Origin of the sequence: Zobellella iuensis, assembly GCF_016746085.1 — a bacterium.
In the GTDB taxonomy this organism is placed as follows: Bacteria; Pseudomonadota; Gammaproteobacteria; order Enterobacterales; family Aeromonadaceae; genus Oceanimonas; species Oceanimonas iuensis.
Genome location: NZ_JAERTZ010000025.1, coordinates 343,886 through 360,749, shown reverse-complemented (window position 1 = coordinate 360,749; position 16,864 = coordinate 343,886). Strand labels below are relative to the sequence as shown.

Annotated in this window: 17 protein-coding genes and 1 other RNA gene; 7 read left to right on the top strand and 11 right to left on the bottom strand. The window is 62.6% G+C overall.

What is annotated here, in order from left to right; translation table 11 throughout:
• Positions 1–81 precede the first annotated feature (81 nt).
• From JKV55_RS12500 to serA, 4 genes are all read left to right on the top strand, one after another.
• Positions 82–1,290, top strand: coding sequence for a retention module-containing protein (locus JKV55_RS12500; protein WP_202085899.1), 1,209 nt, complete (start codon positions 82–84; stop codon positions 1,288–1,290).
• A 45-nt stretch (positions 1,291–1,335) separates the two neighbouring features.
• The gene (locus tag JKV55_RS12495) at positions 1,336–1,836 is read left to right on the top strand and encodes a hypothetical protein (protein ID WP_202085892.1); all 501 of its coding nucleotides are present in this window, start codon (positions 1,336–1,338) and stop codon (positions 1,834–1,836) included.
• Between the two features lie 55 nt (positions 1,837–1,891).
• Positions 1,892–2,602: an SIMPL domain-containing protein gene (locus tag JKV55_RS12490; protein WP_202085890.1), complete on the top strand. Its 711-nt coding sequence runs from the start codon at positions 1,892–1,894 to the stop codon at positions 2,600–2,602.
• Between the two features lie 194 nt (positions 2,603–2,796).
• Complete coding sequence (gene serA, locus JKV55_RS12485; protein WP_202085880.1) at positions 2,797–4,026, top strand: phosphoglycerate dehydrogenase; 1,230 nt, start codon at positions 2,797–2,799, stop codon at positions 4,024–4,026.
• 98 nt (positions 4,027–4,124) lie between these two features.
• Here the strand turns inward: serA and JKV55_RS12480 are convergent, their stop codons facing one another.
• Both JKV55_RS12480 and rimK read right to left on the bottom strand, forming a co-directional pair.
• Positions 4,125–5,144: a succinylglutamate desuccinylase/aspartoacylase family protein gene (locus JKV55_RS12480; RefSeq protein ID WP_202085878.1), complete on the bottom strand. Its 1,020-nt coding sequence runs from the start codon at positions 5,142–5,144 to the stop codon at positions 4,125–4,127.
• A complete protein-coding gene (gene rimK, locus JKV55_RS12475; protein ID WP_202085876.1) occupies positions 5,144–6,046 on the bottom strand; it encodes a 30S ribosomal protein S6--L-glutamate ligase in 903 nt (300 codons plus the stop codon). The genes JKV55_RS12480 and rimK overlap by 1 nt, the downstream gene beginning before the upstream one ends.
• 297 nt (positions 6,047–6,343) lie before the next feature.
• Here rimK and acnA point away from each other — a divergent pair, with 297 nt between their 5' ends.
• On the top strand, positions 6,344–9,058 hold the full coding sequence (gene acnA, locus JKV55_RS12470; RefSeq protein WP_202085874.1) for an aconitate hydratase AcnA: 2,715 nt from the start codon (positions 6,344–6,346) through the stop codon (positions 9,056–9,058).
• Between the two features lie 178 nt (positions 9,059–9,236).
• On the opposite strand, the gene JKV55_RS12465 is transcribed toward acnA, so the two are convergent.
• The 9 genes from JKV55_RS12465 to JKV55_RS12425 form a co-directional block, all read right to left on the bottom strand.
• Positions 9,237–10,010: a TOBE domain-containing protein gene (locus JKV55_RS12465; RefSeq protein ID WP_202085871.1), complete on the bottom strand. Its 774-nt coding sequence runs from the start codon at positions 10,008–10,010 to the stop codon at positions 9,237–9,239.
• Positions 10,011–10,075: 65 nt separating this feature from the next.
• Positions 10,076–11,143: a molybdenum ABC transporter ATP-binding protein gene (modC, locus tag JKV55_RS12460; RefSeq protein ID WP_202085863.1), complete on the bottom strand. Its 1,068-nt coding sequence runs from the start codon at positions 11,141–11,143 to the stop codon at positions 10,076–10,078.
• Positions 11,140–11,817 carry a molybdate ABC transporter permease subunit gene (gene modB / locus JKV55_RS12455; protein ID WP_202086898.1) on the bottom strand — a complete coding sequence of 226 codons (678 nt, stop codon included), beginning with the start codon at positions 11,815–11,817 and terminating at the stop codon, positions 11,140–11,142. The genes modC and modB overlap by 4 nt, the downstream gene beginning before the upstream one ends.
• A gap of 54 nt (positions 11,818–11,871) precedes the next feature.
• On the bottom strand, positions 11,872–12,627 hold the full coding sequence (modA, locus tag JKV55_RS12450; RefSeq protein ID WP_202085861.1) for a molybdate ABC transporter substrate-binding protein: 756 nt from the start codon (positions 12,625–12,627) through the stop codon (positions 11,872–11,874).
• Between the two features lie 178 nt (positions 12,628–12,805).
• A complete protein-coding gene (gene rpiA, locus JKV55_RS12445) occupies positions 12,806–13,465 on the bottom strand; it encodes a ribose-5-phosphate isomerase RpiA (protein WP_202085859.1) in 660 nt (219 codons plus the stop codon).
• Positions 13,466–13,531: 66 nt separating this feature from the next.
• Entirely contained in the window at positions 13,532–14,110 is a 579-nt protein-coding gene (locus JKV55_RS12440; RefSeq protein WP_202085857.1) for a 5-formyltetrahydrofolate cyclo-ligase, read from the bottom strand.
• A 68-nt stretch (positions 14,111–14,178) separates the two neighbouring features.
• Positions 14,179–14,412, bottom strand: a complete 234-nt coding sequence (locus tag JKV55_RS12435) for a VF530 family protein (RefSeq protein WP_202085855.1) — start codon at positions 14,410–14,412, stop codon at positions 14,179–14,181.
• Between the two features lie 19 nt (positions 14,413–14,431).
• Positions 14,432–14,614: non-coding RNA, 6S RNA (gene ssrS / locus JKV55_RS12430), on the bottom strand.
• An 18-nt stretch (positions 14,615–14,632) separates the two neighbouring features.
• Positions 14,633–14,932: a cell division protein ZapA gene (locus tag JKV55_RS12425; RefSeq protein ID WP_202085853.1), complete on the bottom strand. Its 300-nt coding sequence runs from the start codon at positions 14,930–14,932 to the stop codon at positions 14,633–14,635.
• A gap of 149 nt (positions 14,933–15,081) precedes the next feature.
• Here JKV55_RS12425 and JKV55_RS12420 point away from each other — a divergent pair, with 149 nt between their 5' ends.
• Both JKV55_RS12420 and ubiH read left to right on the top strand, forming a co-directional pair.
• Positions 15,082–15,648: a UPF0149 family protein gene (locus JKV55_RS12420; RefSeq protein WP_202086890.1), complete on the top strand. Its 567-nt coding sequence runs from the start codon at positions 15,082–15,084 to the stop codon at positions 15,646–15,648.
• A 22-nt stretch (positions 15,649–15,670) separates the two neighbouring features.
• Positions 15,671–16,861: a 2-octaprenyl-6-methoxyphenyl hydroxylase gene (ubiH, locus tag JKV55_RS12415; protein ID WP_202085851.1), complete on the top strand. Its 1,191-nt coding sequence runs from the start codon at positions 15,671–15,673 to the stop codon at positions 16,859–16,861.
• Positions 16,862–16,864 lie beyond the last annotated feature (3 nt).

Below are 16,864 nucleotides of genomic sequence, written 5' to 3'. Positions count from 1 at the left end.
AAGCACCTATTTTTTCTGTAGGACGTACGCGGTTTTCGGCCCTAGCCTTGATGTATGACAGGCGAAAAAGGGAAGAGAGCCATGAACACAAGCAGGATAGATAAAGCTGTTCAAATAGTCAGCATGGAAGGCCGGGCTTATATCATCAGCCAGGACGGTACCTTACAGTCCGTTGCACCTGGGCAGGTCTTGTTAGCGGGCGTGATTTTGGTGACCGACGATAATACCCGAATTGTCTTTGACGATAATCTCCAGTTAGCGGGGGAAAACCTTGCGCTGGTGGATGACGCAGCAACCCAGGATATTGAGGCGATTCAGGAAGCCATTCTCGCCGGTCTGGATCCGACCGAATTGTTTGAGGCGCCGGCAGCCGGTCCGGCAACCGCAACTGCGGCTGCCGATGAAGGAGATATCAACAGTGGCAACGGCGGCTTTGTTGTGGTTGAACGTATTGGTGGTTACACCCAGCCGGAAGCGGGTTTTTTAACCGCGTTCAATCCCATCGCTTTCGATAATCCGCGAGAAACCGATTTGGATGCATTGCTTCGGGCGGCCGAAGCGACACTACCGGGCGGCGGTGATAACGGTGGCGGCGGTGATAACGGTGGCGGCGGTGATAACGGCGGCGGCGGCGATAACGGTGGCGGCGGTGATAACGGTGGCGGCGGCGATAACGGCGGAGAGAATCCCGATTGCCCGGTAGACCCGAAAGATCCGAAGGACCCGATAGATCCGAAGGACCCGATAGATCCGATAGATCCGATAGACCCCATAGACCCCATAGACCCCATATGTCCGATAGACCCGATAGACCCGATAGACCCGATAGATCCGAAAGACCCGATAGGTCCGAAAGACCCGATAGGTCCGAAAGACCCGATAGGTCCGAAAGACCCGATGGATCCGAAGGACCCGAAAGACCCGATGGATCCGAAGGACCCGAAAGACCCGATGGATCCGAAGGACCCGAAAGACTCGATGGATCCGAAGGACCCGACAGATCCGAAGGGCCCGACAAGCCCGCTGGCCCCGAAAACAATGGGTGAAGGCAAAGCAGAGAATAAGGATACAAACGAGGACGATTTCGAACTCAGTGATCTGCTCACGGAAGGGGAGGACGATCTGTTCGGCGATCAGAGCGGTGGCCAGGATAACGCTTCGTTCCATCAACATGGGCAGTCGTCAGGCCATTCTGGAGATACGGACTTGCTGGCGGGATCGGGAGCAGGGAGTGATCTACACCTGATTCAGCACATGCTTGATGATCCATCTATCGGTGTAGATAAGTAGGTAATGGGTGGCCATGGGCCGCCCAGTTTTACTGCGGAGCCTGTGATGGCAAAGATACAAGAGGTACTGCTCCAGGGCGTCAGTTACCACTGGAACGGACAGGACATACTGGTGGACGATGGCATCAATATGCCATGGCTGTTGCCGGGCAGTACCCTGGAGCAGGTTGAACTGTTCGATGGGGAAGGGGAGCCGCTGGCGGCCTTCTCCATCGACTTTGCGGCTCAACAGTGGTCCTTGCTGGGCCCGGGGGGAGCCGATGAGGTAATACTGCTGGATGAACGGGGTGATCGTCTGCTGTCGCCGATGGAGGACGGAATCCATGATATTTTACTGCAGGACGAGCCCCTGTTGCCGCCCTCCGAGCCGGCGATGACCGACAATACCGTCAGTGAACTGGTGCTGCCGGATATAGATGACATTCTGGATGAAGTGATGGCGCCGGAAGAAATCCCCCCTGCGACTGGCCCTGGCACAGCCGGGCTGAACAGCGAGATAATCGACGATGTGATCAACTGGCTGGCGGTGTATCATCATCATGATTGAACCGGTCGGTCCCATCCGGGTCAGACCCAGGTCACTTCCATCATGAGGCATTGTCATGCGTATTTCCCCTCTCGGCAGCCTGTCGCTGCTCCCCCTGCTGTTCAGTTCCGCCACTTTCGCCATCGCGGTGCCCGATGCCCCCCATCTGGTCACCCAGGGGCAATCGGAAATCCGGGTTGAGCCCGACATGGCGACCCTGTCGGTGTCGGTGACCGCACTCAAGCCGGAAAGCCGGGAAGCGAAGGAAGAGGTCGACACCAAGGTCGCCACCCTGTTCAGCAGTCTGGCTACGCTGGGCATCGGCAAGGAAAATATCGACAGTGGCAATGTCATTACCCGCCCCGACTATCGTTATCCGAAAGACGGTGGCGGCCCCGAGCTGAACGGTTACCTGGCCGAGCGGCAAATCACGGTGCGGCTGTACGATTTGGAACTGTTGAGCCCGGCCCTCAACAAGATACTGGAGCAAGGCATCCAGAGCATCCAACAGGTCAGCTACGGCAAGCGTGATGCCGACGAGGTGCGCCGGGAGGCCCGGCTGGCGGCGGTGGCCAATGCCAGGAGTCTGGCCGAGGAGCTGGCCAAAGGCTTCGGCCGCAGCCTGGGCGAGGTCTATGCCATAGAGTACCAGAGCCAGGGGCCCATACTGCCGCGGCCTTTCGGCATGATGGCAAAGATGGCTTCGGCGGAAAGTCTGGACGCCAGCTATGTACAGAACGACATCCAGTTCAGTGATTCGGTGCAGGTGGTGTTCACCCTGAAGTAAGTCGTGCCGGGGAAGGGCAATCTTCCCCGGATTTGTTGTTCGGAGCCGGCCGATAGCCGAGGCCGGGCCCCCCGCAATGATTAAAAAAAAATTTATAACTTAAAAAAACGTGACCTTGATTACAGAAATTCCCTAAAGCCGATGTTTTTGATACTTTATGGTCCTATAACGCAGTTGTCATAAAGGACCAGGTAATGGCTAACTATTCTTTAGATAAAGAAAAAATTAAAATTTTATTACTGGAAGGGGTGCATCCGGGTACTGTTGATTCCTTCAAAAATGCTGGCTATAGCAATATCGACTACCTGAAGACCTCCCTGGCAGAAGATGAACTTAAGGAACGCATCAAAGACGTGCATTTCGTCGGTATCCGTTCCCGCACCCAACTGACCGAAGCCGTACTGGACGCCGCCGACAAGCTGGTGGCCATCGGCTGTTTCTGCATCGGGACCAACCAGGTCGATTTGGCAGCGGCGGAAATCCGCGGCATTCCGGTGTTCAACGCCCCTTTCTCCAACACCCGCAGTGTGGCCGAACTGGTGCTGGGCGAGCTGCTGCTGTTGCTGCGCGGCATTCCCGAACGCAATGCCCAGGCTCACCGGGGCATCTGGCAGAAGACTGCCACTCATTCTTTCGAAGCGCGGGGCAAGAAGCTCGGCATTATCGGTTACGGCCATATCGGTACCCAACTGGGCATTATTGCCGAAGGCATCGGTTTGCAGGTGTTCTATTACGACATCGAGAACAAGCTGTCCCTGGGTAACGCCACCCAGATTGCCAGCCTGGAAGAACTGTTGAACATGTCCGACGTGGTGTCGCTGCATGTGCCTGAAACCGTTCAGACCAAGAACATGTTTGGTGCCGAAGAGCTGGCGATGATGAAGCCGGGCGCCATCCTGATCAACGCGTCCCGCGGCACCGTGGTCGATATCGACGCCCTGGCCGCCGCCCTGGCGAGCAAGCATATTGCCGGGGCCGCCATCGATGTCTTCCCGGTGGAGCCCAAGTCCAACGATGAAGAGTTCATGTCGCCGTTGCGGGAGTTCGACAACGTCATCCTGACACCCCATATCGGCGGCTCCACCCAGGAAGCCCAGGAAAACATCGGCTACGAAGTGGCCGGCAAGCTGGTCAAATACTCCGATAACGGCTCCACCCTGTCGGCGGTCAACTTCCCGGAAGTGTCCCTGCCCGAGCATTCCGGTACCAGCCGCCTGCTGCACGTTCACCACAACAAACCCGGTATCCTGAGCCAGATCGCCCAGGCGTTCGCCAACGATAATATCAATATCGCGGCCCAGTATCTGCAAACTTCCCCGAAAATCGGTTATGTGGTGATCGACGTGGAAACCGCCCAGAGCGAGCAGGCCCTGGCCAAACTCAAGGCCATCGACGGCACCATTCGTGCCCGGATCCTGCACTAGAAGCTAGAAGCTAGAAGCTAGAAGCTAGAAGCTAGAAGCCCGGGAAACCGGGCTTTTTGTTGCTCCCATCGCCGGTTGTTCCCTTTGCCCGTTGCGGGCTATAGCATTTCCGGGCGGATATCCAGCTCGTCCACGAAGCGCTCCACGCTGATTTCCGCCTGTTTCACCGCATCAAAGCTGGCGATATGGCAGATCGCATCCCCCTCGTTGACCAGCGGCATGGTCAGACAACCGATCACGATACCGCTCTTGGGGGCGATGACCTCGCAGCCATTCGCGCCCAGCGGTGCGGTAATGGTGCCCAGGCACTGGCCCTTGCCGACCCGGTCGCCCAGCCGGGCCTTGAGGTGCAGCAGACCGTCCTGCTCGGCACGGATCCAGGTACTGGATTTGGCTATCATGGGCTGGACCTTGGCTTTGCCGCTGACCGGTTTCAGCATGCCGAGGGTGCGCATCACGTTCAGGATCCCCCGGGTGCCGGCCTTGATGGCCAGCGGTTCGAAGCGCAGCGCTTCTCCCGCTTCATAGAGGATCACCGGTATGCCACGGCTTTCCGCCACCGCCCTGAGCGAGCCGTCGCGGATACTGGCGTCCAGGATCACCGGCGCGCCGAAGGTATCGGCCAGCTGCCGGGTGATATCGCAGTCGAGCTTGGCCCTGATCTGGGGCAGGTTGGATCTGTGGATGGCGCCGGTGTGCAGATCCACGATATGGGTGCACTTATTGACGATTTCATCCACGAAAAAATGGGCCACCCGCGAGCCCAGAGAGCCCTTTTCCGAGCCGGGAAAACAGCGGTTCAGGTCCCGTCGGTCGGGCAGGTAACGGGACTTGTGGATAAAGCCGAACACATTGACCACCGGCACCGCCACCAGGGTGCCTTTCAGCCGGGCCGGGCTTATCTTGGCCAGTACCTGATTGACGATTTCGATGCCGTTGAGTTCATCGCCGTGAATGGCGGCACAGATCAGCAACACCGGGCCGGGCCGCCTGCCGTGTACCACCTCCAGCGGCACCGTCAGTGGCGACTGGGTGTAGAGCTGGGCCAGGGCCAGTTGCAGTACCCGGCGGCTACCGGGCGCAATCTCGGTGCCGGCGATATGAAAGGGCGCGACCATCAACCGCGCTCCCGGGTCTTCGATTTTTTGTGAGCGTGTTTTTCGATGTACTGGATCATCAGCTCCGCCACATCCTTGCCGGTGGCCTGCTCTATGCCTTCCAGGCCCGGTGAGGAGTTGACTTCCATCACCAGGGGGCCGCGCTTGGAGCGCAGCAGGTCTACCCCGGCGACGTTCAGGCCCATGGCCCTGGCGGAGGCGATGGCGGTCTTGCGTTCTTCCGGGGTGATGCGGATCAGCTGGGCTTCGCCGCCCCGGTGCAGGTTGGAACGGAACTCGCCTTCCCTGGCCTGGCGTTTCATGGCCGCGATGACCTTGTCACCCAGCACGAAGCAGCGGATATCGGCGCCGTTGGCCTCTTCGATAAACTCCTGCACCATGATATTGGCCTTGAGGCCCATAAAGGCCTCCAGCACGCTCTCCGCCGCCTTGCGGGTTTCCGCCAGCACCACTCCTATGCCCTGGGTACCCTCGAGCAGCTTGATCACCAGGGGGGCGCCGCCGACCATGTCGATCAGGTCCGGTACGTCATCGGGTTTGCAGGCAAAGCCGGTAATCGGCATGCCCACGCCCTGGCCGGACAGCAGTTGCAGTGAGCGCAGCTTGTCGCGCGAGCGGCTGATGGCGGCGGAATGATTGAGTGAATAACAGCCCATCATTTCGAACTGACGCAATACCGCCGTGCCGTAAAAAGTAATGGTGGCGCCGATGCGCGGGATCACCGCGTCAAACTGATCCAGCTCCCGCCCACGGTAATGGATGGAAGGCTTGTTGTCGTTGATGTTCATGTAGCACTTGAGGGCATCGATAATGGTGACCTCATGCCCCCGGACCTCGGCCGCTTCCTGCAGGCGGCGGGTGGAGTAAAGGGATGCATTGCGTGAAAGGATGGCTATTTTCATGTGTTCGGCACGGCTCTCTATCCGTTGTGCTACCAGGGAGAAAGTTCAGGCCCTCTATCTACGCTATCCGGTGGGGTTGCGCCAACAAGAAAAAACGGGGCTGAACCGAAAAATATTCGTTTCTGCAGTTTCAGTAACAGTATTGCCTACTTATCCGGCGCAAAAAGGGCGGGCCGGTCTGATTTTAACCAGTCGCTTTATTTGTTGTCCCGACTGTGCCTAAATAATTGTTCAACGGAGACAAGCGGCAAGTCGTCCGCTTTGCCGCCGGCCATGCCCAACAAGCAAGGAGGAGCCATGTCTTTCCGTCCGAATGCGCCCTTTACCGGTACGCTGACGCTGAACCAGCAGTCCTATCTTTACTACAGCCTGCAAAAACTGCCCGATGGGCAGGCCCTGGCCCGCCTGCCCAAGTCCCTCAAGGTGCTCGCCGAAAACCTGCTGCGCCACCAGGGCCAGGACGGCGTGGGCCCCGATGATATCGCCGCCATGGCCGACTGGCTGAATGGCGGTACCAGCGAGCGGGAGATCGCCTTTCGTCCGGTGCGGGTGTTGATGCAGGATTTTACCGGGGTACCGGCGGTGGTGGATCTGGCCGCCATGCGCGAGGCGGTGAAGCGCCTCGGTGGCGAGGTGGAAAAGGTCAACCCGCTGTCGGCGGTGGATCTGGTGATCGACCATTCGGTGATGGTGGACGCCTTCGCCGATGACCAGGCCTTCGCCACCAACGTGGACCTGGAAATGGCCCGCAACGGCGAGCGCTACGCCTTCCTGCGCTGGGGCCAGCAGACCTTCGACAACTTCCGGGTGGTGCCGCCCGGCACCGGCATCTGCCACCAGGTCAACCTGGAATACCTGGGCCAGACGGTGTGGCGCCTGCCCGGCGAGGGCGACCCCCTCGTCTGCCCCGACACCCTGGTGGGCACCGACTCCCACACCACCATGATCAACGCCCTGGGCGTGCTCGGCTGGGGCGTGGGCGGCATAGAGGCGGAGGCGGCGATGCTGGGCCAGCCGGTGTCCATGCTGATCCCCGAGGTGGTGGGCTTCAAACTGAGCGGCCGGCTGCGCGAGGGCATCACCGCCACCGATCTGGTGCTCACCGTCACCGAGATGCTGCGCAAGAAAGGGGTGGTGGGCAAGTTCGTGGAATTCTACGGCGACGGCCTGGCGACCCTGCCGCTGGCGGACAGGGCCACCATCGCCAACATGGCACCGGAATACGGCGCTACCTGCGGCTTCTTCCCGGTGGATGAAGAAACCCTGCGCTATCTGCGGCTGACCGGCCGCGACGACGAACATATCGAACTGGTCGAGGCCTACTGCAAGGCCCAGGGGCTCTGGCGCCATCCCGGTGACGAGCCGGTGTTCACCGACACCCTGAGCCTGGACATGAGCCAGGTAGAAGCCTGCCTGGCCGGGCCCAAACGGCCCCAGGACAGGGTGCCACTGTCGCGGGTGCCGGCGGCCTTCGGCCTCAACAGCCAGATCAGGGTGGAGGCGCCCCAGCAAAGCCGGCTCGAAGACGAGGGCGGTCAGACCGCGGTGGGCGCCGACCGATCATTGGAGGGTACCGAATTCACCCTCGACGGCCAGAGCCATCGGCTACAGGACGGCGCCGTGGTGATCGCCGCCATCACTTCCTGCACCAATACCTCCAACCCCAGCGTGCTGATGGCCGCCGGCCTGCTGGCCAAGGCGGCGGTGGAAAAAGGCCTGGCCCGCGCGCCCTGGGTCAAGAGTTCCCTGGCCCCGGGCTCCAAGGTGGTGACCGACTATCTCAAGCAAGCCGGGCTGATGCCCTATTTGGAGCGGCTCGGCTTTTATCTGGTGGGTTACGGCTGCACCACCTGTATCGGCAACTCGGGCCCCCTGCCCGAGCCCATCGAGCAGGCTATCCGGCAGGAGGACATGACCGTCGCCTCGGTGCTGTCGGGCAACCGCAACTTCGAGGGGCGCATCCATCCCCTGGTCAAGACCAACTGGCTGGCTTCGCCCCCCCTGGTGGTGGCCTACGCCCTGGCCGGCAGCATGAAGATCGACCTGAGCCAAGACCCGCTCGGTACCGGCAAGGACGGCAAGCCCGTTTACCTCAAGGATATCTGGCCTTCCCAGCAGGCCATCCATAAGGCGGTGGAGCAGGTGAACAGCGAGATGTTCCGCAAGGAATACGCCGAGGTGTTCGAGGGCGACGCGCGCTGGCAGGCGATTCAGGTTGCCGGTGGCAGCACCTTCGAGTGGCAGCCGGATTCCAGCTATATTCAGCATCCGCCGTTTTTCAGCACCATGGCAAAGGAGCCCGAGCCGGTGCGCGATATTGAAGACGCCCGGTTGTTGGCGATACTGGGCGACTCGGTTACCACCGACCATATCTCCCCGGCCGGCAACATCAAGGCGTCCAGTCCGGCCGGGAAGTATCTGCAATCCTTGGGGGTGGCGGAGCGGGACTTCAACTCTTACGGTTCCCGACGCGGCAACCACGAGGTGATGATGCGCGGCACCTTCGCCAATATCCGCATCCGCAACCTGATGCTGGACGGGGTGGAAGGAGGGGAAACCCGCCATTACCCCAGCGGCGAGCAACTGGCCATCTATGACGCGGCCATGCGCTACCGGGAGGAAGGGATCCCCCTGGTGGTGGTGGCCGGCAAGGAATACGGCACCGGCTCCAGCCGCGACTGGGCGGCCAAGGGCACCCGCTTGCTCGGGGTGCACGCGGTGATTGCCGAGTCCTTCGAGCGTATCCACCGCTCCAACCTGATCGGCATGGGCGTGCTGCCGCTGGAGTTTATCGGCGACAGTGCCGCCGGCCTGGGGCTAAAAGGAGACGAGCGGCTCGGCATCCGCGGCCTGAACGCGCTGACGCCCGGCAAGACGCTGACGGTGGAGATAACGGATGCCGACGGCAAGGAGCGGGCGATCCAGGTGCGCTGCCGTATCGACACCGGGGAGGAACTCACCTACTACCGCCACGGCGGCATACTGCACTATGTGATCCGCAAAATGCTCTGAAGCTGGATGCTTGAGGCTGGAAGCTGGAAGCAAACCGAGTGGGTGGGCAGACTCGGCTTCCGGCTTTTGTTTATGTGGTGCCGTACCGCCGTTACCTCAATATTGACGGGTACGACGCCGGCTCAGCAGGCAAAATGGTTTTACTTCCAGCTTCCAGCTTACGTCTTCCAGCTGTTTTTTAACCCAGGGTGGCGAGGATCACCTGGTCGGGGGCGAAGCAGGCGAAGGCGCGGCTGCCCGGGGCGGGCAGGGGCTCCTGGGCCGGGCGCAGGGCGTGGATATCATGGCCCTGATCCAGCCGCAGGGTAATTTCGTTGAACTGCTCGCCGCTGGCCACCTCGACGATGGTGCCGGCCAGGCGGTTGCGGGTGTCGTCTTCCGGCGCCGTTTCAACGGCGACCCAGGGCGCCTTGATCAGCGCCAGTACCTCCTTGCCCGGCGTCAGTCCCAGCCGCCGGCAGCTTTGCTCGGTGATGTCCGCGTAGAGCAGGGCGCCGCCGTCCAGCCGCAGCCGGACCTTGCGGCTGAGATCGCTCGGGTCCAGCCCTTCCACCCGGGCGAAGAACTGGTTGCGGGCGCTGGTCTGCAGGCCGAAGCGCGCCACCACCGCCAGCAGGCTGTCGAGGGAGGCGGCCTCGTCCTGCAGGGCGTCCACCGCCATCCGCTCTATCTGCGCCAGCAGATGGTAGATCTTGAGCAACCGCCCGCCATAGGGGGTAAGGCGGGCGCCGCCGCCGCCCTTGCCGCCGGCCTCGCTCTCCACCAGGGGGCGGCCGGCCAGCTCGTTCATCTCGCGCACCGCGTCCCAGGCCGACTTGTAGCTGATGCCGGCGGCCTTGGCGCCCTGGCTGATGGAGCCCTGTTCGCGAATGCATTCCAGCAGGCGGATGCGCTTGGGGTTGACGAACAGCCGACCCTCGCGGTGCAGGCTGAGCAGGAGTTCCAGATCCATATTCATCTACCGAGTAAAAAGGGCATTGTCCCCGGAAAGCCGGGCGGCCTCAACTGCCCGGCGCCTTATTCCAGCAGGGCCATGGACTTGATAAGGGCATGGGCCGACATGCCCGGGGCCAGGGCCAGCTCGGCCACGGACCAGGCGGTCAGCTCCGCCAGCAGGGGCTGGCCGTCGGCCAGCCGGCAGATCACCAGTTGGTGGCCTTCCACCGCCGGGCCGATTTGCGTGATGTGCACCGGCAGGCGGTTGCGGATGCTGAGGCGGCCCGGTTCCTCCAGGGCCAGGCTGACATCCCGGGCCAGGATGCGCAGGCGCCGGCTGGTGGCGGGCGGGGTGCCCCGGGCGCCGGCCCAGAGGGTGGCGGCCGCCGTGTGGAAGGGATAAAGGCCGTGCCGGTCACGCTCGCCCAGCCGACCCTCCAGCACGGAAACCGGCCCTTCCTCGTCGAACAGGGGAGAGTCGGGGCGCACCAGGGCTTCCCGCAGGGGGGAGATGGCGTCGACCCGTCCCCGGCTCATAAACAGCACCCGATCCGCCAGCCGCTCCACCTCCTCCGGGGCATGGGTCACCATCAGTATGGGCACGCCGGCCTCCCGGGCCAGGCGGGAGAGGAAGGGCATGATCTCCCGCTTGGTCTGGGTATCCAGGGCCGACAGGGGTTCGTCCAGCAGCAGCAGGCGGGGGCTGGCGAGCAGGGCACGGCCCAGGGCCACCCGCTGGCGCTGGCCGCCGGACAGCCGGTCGATGGCGCGCTCGAGCAGCGCCTCTATGCCCAGCATGGCCGCCACCTCGGCCAGGCTCAGGCGCCGCTCCGCCACCGGGGTGCGGCGCAGGCCGTACTCCAGGTTGCCCCGCACCGACAGGTGGGGCAGCAGGCTGTGCTCCTGGAACACCAGGCCGATGCGCCGCCGGTGCAGGGGCAGGAAGTGGCGGCCCTGCTGCCAGCGCTGGTCGCCGAAGCGGACCTCGGCCTCCGGCACCTTGTCCAGGCCGGCGATCAGGCGCAGCAGCGTGGTCTTGCCGCAGCCGGAGCGGCCGAACAGGGCGGTGACCCCGTCCAGCGGCAGGGAAAAGTCCACATCCAGCTCGAAATCCTGGCGTTGCAGCCGGGCTTTGACAACAAGGCTCATAGGCGGACGCTCTCGAAACGGCGGCTGACGGCATAGACCACGAACAGCACCAGAAAGGCGAACACCAGCAGCAGCAGCGACAGGCTGTGGGCCGCGTCGTAGTTCATGGCTTCGGCGTGATCGTAGATGGTGGTGGACAGCACCTTGGTCTGGCCGGGGATGCTGCCGCCCAGCATCAGTATCACCCCGAACTCGCCCAGGGTATGGGCGAAGCTGAGGGTGGCGGCGATCACGAAGCCGCCCCGGCTGAGCGGCAACAGCACGGTGAAAAAGCGATCCAGGGGGCCGGCGCCGAGGGAGGCGGCCACCTCCAGCGGGCGCCGGCCCAGGGCGGTAAAGGCCTCCTGCAGGGGTTGCACCGCGAAGGGCAGGGAGTAGATCACCGAGCCTATCAGTATGCCCTCGAAGGTGAAGGCCAGATGATTGAGCCCCAGGGACTCCAGGGTGCCGCCGATCCAGCCGCGGGGGCCCAGGGTGATCAGCAGGTAGAAACCGAGCACCGTCGGCGGCAGTACCAGGGGCAGGGCCACCAGCGCCTGCACCGCGATGCGCAGGGGGGAGCGGGGGCCGGCCAGCCACCAGGCCAGGGGGGTGGCGATGACCAGCAGGATCAGGGTGCTGTACAGACAGAGCTTGAGGGTGACCTGGATGGCGACCCAATCGCTGGGACTCAGGCTGAGCATAACAGGGTCTCCTTTCTCGTTGACAAGGGCCCTCGGCCCGGCGGTTCAGGGCTGGCTGGCGGGCAGCAGAAAGCCGTATCTTTCCATGATGACGTGGGCCGGTTCGGTTGCCATATAGCGGGCGAAGCCCCTGGCCGCCTCGTTGTGCTCGGCCCTTTTGGTGACCACATAGCCCTGGGTCAGGGGCTGGTGCAACCGGTCGTCGATCAGGTAATGGCCGTGGCTGGCCAGATCCGGAAAGCGCGCCAGGGAGAGGGCGATGATACCCACATCGGCCGCCTCCGACGCCACCATCTGGGCGGTGTGGGCGATATTTTCCCCGAACACCAGCTTGTCCTGTACCTGGTCCCAGACGCCGGTCGCGGTCATCGCTTCCTGGGCTCGGGCGCCGTAGGGGGCATGGGCCGGCTGGGCGATGGCAATACGTTTGATGTCGTCCCGGGTCAGATCCGCCAGGGTGAGCCGGCTGGCGTCCTGGGTCTTGCTCCAGAGCACGATGCGGCCGATGGCGTAGACTTCCGGCTCGGTGGCGGTCAGGCCTTCCTCCTTGAGCTTTTCCGGGAAGGCTATGTCGGCGGAGAAGAACACGTCATAGGGGGCGCCGTTGATGATCTGGGTGGTCATCTTGCCGGAAGAGCCATAGATCACCTCCACCCGCTGGTCCGGGTGTTCGGCCTTGTACCCCTCGAGGATCTCGTCCAGGGCGTAGCGCAGATCCGAGGCGGCGGCGATGGTGAACTTTTCCGCCTGGGCGGTGAAGGAAAGCCCCAGGGCCAGCAGCAGACCAGGTATCCATTTCATCGGTGTTGGCTCCATCCAAGGTAGCAGGGTGTCATTTAGCGTTGTATAAAAAAGTAATAGCGATTGGCGTAATGTAGAGGGTTATATAGCCCTTGGCAAGATCTGTTTTTATGTGAAAATAATTAGGGAGGTATAACGGAAGGAGAAGGGCCAGACAGAACGCCTGGCCCGGGCGGGATCAGGCGCCCTTGCGCACCACGCCCTCGGGGGTGCCGATCAGCAGCACATCGGCGCCACGCTCGGCGAAGAGACCGTTGGTGACCACGCCGACGATGGCGTTGATGCGGTTTTCCAGGTCCTTGGGATCGGTGATCTTCAGACCGTGGACATCCAGGATCTGGTTGCCGTTGTCGGTGACCACCCCTTCCCGGTAGACGGGGCTGCCGCCGAGCTTGGCCAGCTCCCGGGCCACGTACTCCCGCGCCATGGGGATCACTTCCACCGGCAGCGGGAAGGTGCCCAGCACGTCCACCGTCTTGGTGCCGTCGACGATGCACACGAACTTGTCGGCCACGGCGGCCACGATTTTCTCCCGGGTCAGGGCCGCGCCGCCGCCCTTGATCATCGCCATGGCGCCGTCGATTTCATCGGCGCCATCCACATAGACCGCCAGTTCGCTGACGTCGTTGAGATCGAAAATCTCGATGCCCAGTTGCCGCAGCCGGGCGGTGGAGGCCTCGGAGCTGGACACGGCGCCCTTGATCTGGTCCTTGATGGAACCCAGGGCGTCGATAAAGTGGTTGACGGTGGAGCCGGTGCCCACGCCCACCAGGGTGCCCGGGGTCACGTACTCCAGCGCCGCCCAGCCGGCGGCCTTTTTCATTTCGTCTTGTGTCATGACTGTGCTGTCTCCTGCAAAGGTGGCGCGCATTATAGCAAAGGCGGCCTGCCTTGCATGCGGCTTTTACCAGCGCCAGTGCCGGTTGGGGGTGAGCAGCTCGGGCAGGGGCACGTCCCAGTGGTCGGTGGGAATGGCGGCCAGTTGCTGGCAGTCGTGGGCCAGGCCCACCGGGCGCGGACCCTGGCCCCGGTGCCAGCCGGACAGGGTTCTGTCGTAGAAGCCGCCGCCCATGCCCATGCGGTTGCCGGCGGCGTCGAAGGCCACCAGGGGAGTGTAGATAAGCTCCAGCTCCGCCTTGGGCAGCAGCAGGCGCACATCGAGCCGGGGCTCGGGAATGCCGAAGCGGTTGGCGATGAGCGCCGTGTCCGGATCGTAACGCAGAAACAGCAGGTGGCCCGGGCTGAAGTGGTGCAGCACCGGCAGGTAGACCTGGGCGCCCCGGGACCAGTACCAGTCGATCAGCGGCTGGGGGTCGAGCTCGCCGTCGTTGGCCAAGTACAGCGCCACCCGCCGGGCCGAGGCCAGGTGGGGGGTGCCGGCCACCCGCTCTGCTATGATGCGGGCCGCGGCGTCCTGCTCGGTCTCGGTCAGCCGGCGGCGGGCCTGGCGTATCTGCTGCCTGATCTGGTGTCTGTCACTCATGGCGGGTTCCGGTAAAAAGAGACTAGCGGCAGCTTATCGCAGTCTTCGCCGGCAATGCAAAGCGGCCGTCAGCGGTTCCAGGGGCTGTTTTTCAGGCGCAGGTAGAGCGCCTCGACCTCGGTGCGGGCCCAGGGGGTGCGGCGCAGGAACTTGAGACTGGACTTGATGCTGGGATCCTGCTTGAAGCAGTTGATATTGACCCGCCGAGCCAGCTCTTCCCAGCCGTAACGCTCGACCAGCTCGGTCAGCAGGGCTTCCAGGGTAATGCCGTGCAGGGGGTTTTTGGGTTGATCTTGGACCATGAATTCGCCGGACTAGAAGAGGGTCCCCAGGGTGCCGTTGCAGGTGTTAGTCCTTGAACCCTATGGTTCAAGGCGGAAACCCGGTACCTGCCGCAGGCGTCTCGGTCGGGCCGAGCATGCTCAATAGCAGATAACGCGACTTTCCTGTGCTGTTGATATCGGCTCAGGGACGCCACCCAACTGACGAACACCCCAGGGAAAACAAAACTGATTGTAACGCCTAACCTACTTTGCTGACCAGCGCATCCTCAATGGTATGCTGCAACATCTTGATGCGTTTATCCATGGCGTCAGCATATTGATGATTCTTGTCTTTTTCAAGCTCGAGCTCATGGCAGACGTTGAGCGCCAGCATGATGGCGATCTGCTCGTTGGACGCCGACTTGCCGCCTTGCTTGAAGCTGCGGATCCGCTCGTTGAGCATGGTGGCCGCCCGCTGCAATGCCGCTTCCTGTCCCGCGGGACAGGCCACCTTGTACGGGCGCCCGAGAATAACGATGTCGATTGCCGCTGTGGTCATGTGGTCCTCAGGTGGCTTGCAATAGGCAATAAAATTGTGGCGACTATATAGCGGCGAACCAGAAGTTTCAAGGGGTTGCTGGCCTGGGCTGGGCCACAGTGCTAGGATCCGGGATAATATGAGCCACCTTTTCGCCAATCGAGTAAATGATGAACGACAACGCCCGTCTCAACTACGATGCCTTCACCACCCTGCTGGAACAACATAATATGGTGGCTACCGCCGCCGAGGTGCATGGCGTTATCTGCGGTTTGATCTGTGGTGGCATGGCCAAGGACGATGCCCGTTGGCAACAGCACTTCAACGATCTGCTGAATGACGGCTTCGGATTATCTGCCGACGTGAAAAAAGCGGTGAATATGTTGTTTTACCGGGTATACGAGGAACTGCTCAGCCAGAGCCGCTTCGAGTTGCTGATGCCCGAGGACGATGAACCGCTGGATGACCGTCTGGATGCCATGATGGAATGGGCCGGCGCCTTCCTGGCCGGATTCGGCATGGTGCAGCAGGAGCTGAACAAGGCCTCGCCCGAATTGCAGGAGATGATCCAGGATATCAGCAATATCACCCAGGTTTCCGGCGAATTCGAGCAGGAAGACGAAGAAAGCGAAGCCGCTTTTGTGGTGTTGTACGAACACCTGAAACTGGGTGCCACCCTGGCTTTCGAAGAGTTCGGCACCGGCCAGCCGGTTGCCCGGCGGCCCACCCTGCATTAATAACGATACTGCTAGCAGCGCTATGACCCATTTTGACGTGGTAATCAACGGTGCCGGCATGGCCGGCGCCGTCCTGGCCCTCGGCCTGAGTGCCTTGCGCCGGGCCGACGGTTCGGCGCTCAATATCGCCGTGATCGAGGCCGCCGCTCCTGATTTCGAGGCCCATCCGGGGTTCGATGCCCGCAGCATCGCCCTGGCCTGGCACAGCCGGCAACTGCTGGAACAGCTCGGGCTCTGGGAGCGACTGGCGCCACTGGCGACCCCCATTACCCATATACAGGTATCCGACCAGGGCCATTTCGGTCAGCTGCAGATGGCGGCCTCCGAATACCGGGTGCCGGCCCTGGGCTACGTGGTGGAGCTGAATCCGGTGGGGCAAGTGTTATACCGGCAGATGGCCGAGCGGCCCAATATCCGGCTGCTGTGCCCGGCCAGGATCAAGGCATTTGTCCAGCAGCCCGATGACATAGCGCTGACCCTGGACGACGGCGCCGCCTTCAGCGCCTCCCTGTTGGTGGCCGCCGATGGCCATCGCTCGGTGGTGCGCCGGCAACTGGGGCTGGCCAGCCGGCAACTGGATTATGGCCAGAGCGCGGTGATCGCCAATATCCAGGCCGCCGAGCCCCCCCGGGGGCAGGCCTTCGAACGGTTCACCAGGGAAGGCCCTATCGCATTGCTGCCGATGAGTGCCGATCGTTGTTCGCTGGTGTGGTGTGCATCCACGGCCCGGGCCGAGGCCATTATGGCGCTCGACGACGAGCACTTCCTGCGGCAGTTGCAGCGGGAGTTCGGCTACCGCCTGGGGCGCTTGCAGCGCACCGGCGTGCGCCACTGTTATCCGCTGGTGCTGGACGAGGTAGAGCGGCCCTGGCACCACCGGCTGGTGCTGGTGGGCAACGCCGCCCACCTGCTGCACCCCATCGCCGGCCAAGGCTTCAACCTGGGGCTGCGCGACGTGGCGGCCCTGGTGGCGGCCCTGCGACAGGCGCTGGCCGAAGGGCGGGATATCGGCAGCCATGGCGTCTTGTCGGGCTACGGCCGGGAGCGGCAGCCGGATCAGGCCGCCGTGGTCGGCCTGACCACGGCGCTGACGCTGCTGTTTTCCAACGACAACCCGGCCCTGGCGGCCGGACGCAACCTGGGGCTGATGGCCATGGCGGCCTGTCAGTCGTGGAAGGATCAACTGGCCTGGCGGGCCATGGGCAAGAGGTAAGCA

What these genes read in the sequence shown, in the direction of transcription:
- JKV55_RS12500 (WP_202085899.1), top strand. Translation starts at nt 82, where the DNA reads ATGAACACAAGCAGGATAGATAAAGCTGTTCAAATAGTCAGCATGGAA.
- JKV55_RS12495 (WP_202085892.1), top strand. Translation starts at nt 1,336, where the DNA reads ATGGCAAAGATACAAGAGGTACTGCTCCAGGGCGTCAGTTACCACTGG.
- JKV55_RS12490 (WP_202085890.1), top strand. Translation starts at nt 1,892, where the DNA reads ATGCGTATTTCCCCTCTCGGCAGCCTGTCGCTGCTCCCCCTGCTGTTC.
- serA (WP_202085880.1), top strand. Translation starts at nt 2,797, where the DNA reads ATGGCTAACTATTCTTTAGATAAAGAAAAAATTAAAATTTTATTACTG.
- JKV55_RS12480 (WP_202085878.1), bottom strand. Translation starts at nt 5,144, where the DNA reads ATGGTCGCGCCCTTTCATATCGCCGGCACCGAGATTGCGCCCGGTAGC.
- rimK (WP_202085876.1), bottom strand. Translation starts at nt 6,046, where the DNA reads ATGAAAATAGCCATCCTTTCACGCAATGCATCCCTTTACTCCACCCGC.
- acnA (WP_202085874.1), top strand. Translation starts at nt 6,344, where the DNA reads ATGTCTTTCCGTCCGAATGCGCCCTTTACCGGTACGCTGACGCTGAAC.
- JKV55_RS12465 (WP_202085871.1), bottom strand. Translation starts at nt 10,010, where the DNA reads ATGGATCTGGAACTCCTGCTCAGCCTGCACCGCGAGGGTCGGCTGTTC.
- modC (WP_202085863.1), bottom strand. Translation starts at nt 11,143, where the DNA reads ATGAGCCTTGTTGTCAAAGCCCGGCTGCAACGCCAGGATTTCGAGCTG.
- modA (WP_202085861.1), bottom strand. Translation starts at nt 12,627, where the DNA reads ATGAAATGGATACCTGGTCTGCTGCTGGCCCTGGGGCTTTCCTTCACC.
- rpiA (WP_202085859.1), bottom strand. Translation starts at nt 13,465, where the DNA reads ATGACACAAGACGAAATGAAAAAGGCCGCCGGCTGGGCGGCGCTGGAG.
- JKV55_RS12440 (WP_202085857.1), bottom strand. Translation starts at nt 14,110, where the DNA reads ATGAGTGACAGACACCAGATCAGGCAGCAGATACGCCAGGCCCGCCGC.
- JKV55_RS12435 (WP_202085855.1), bottom strand. Translation starts at nt 14,412, where the DNA reads ATGGTCCAAGATCAACCCAAAAACCCCCTGCACGGCATTACCCTGGAA.
- JKV55_RS12425 (WP_202085853.1), bottom strand. Translation starts at nt 14,932, where the DNA reads ATGACCACAGCGGCAATCGACATCGTTATTCTCGGGCGCCCGTACAAG.
- JKV55_RS12420 (WP_202086890.1), top strand. Translation starts at nt 15,082, where the DNA reads ATGAACGACAACGCCCGTCTCAACTACGATGCCTTCACCACCCTGCTG.
- ubiH (WP_202085851.1), top strand. Translation starts at nt 15,671, where the DNA reads ATGACCCATTTTGACGTGGTAATCAACGGTGCCGGCATGGCCGGCGCC.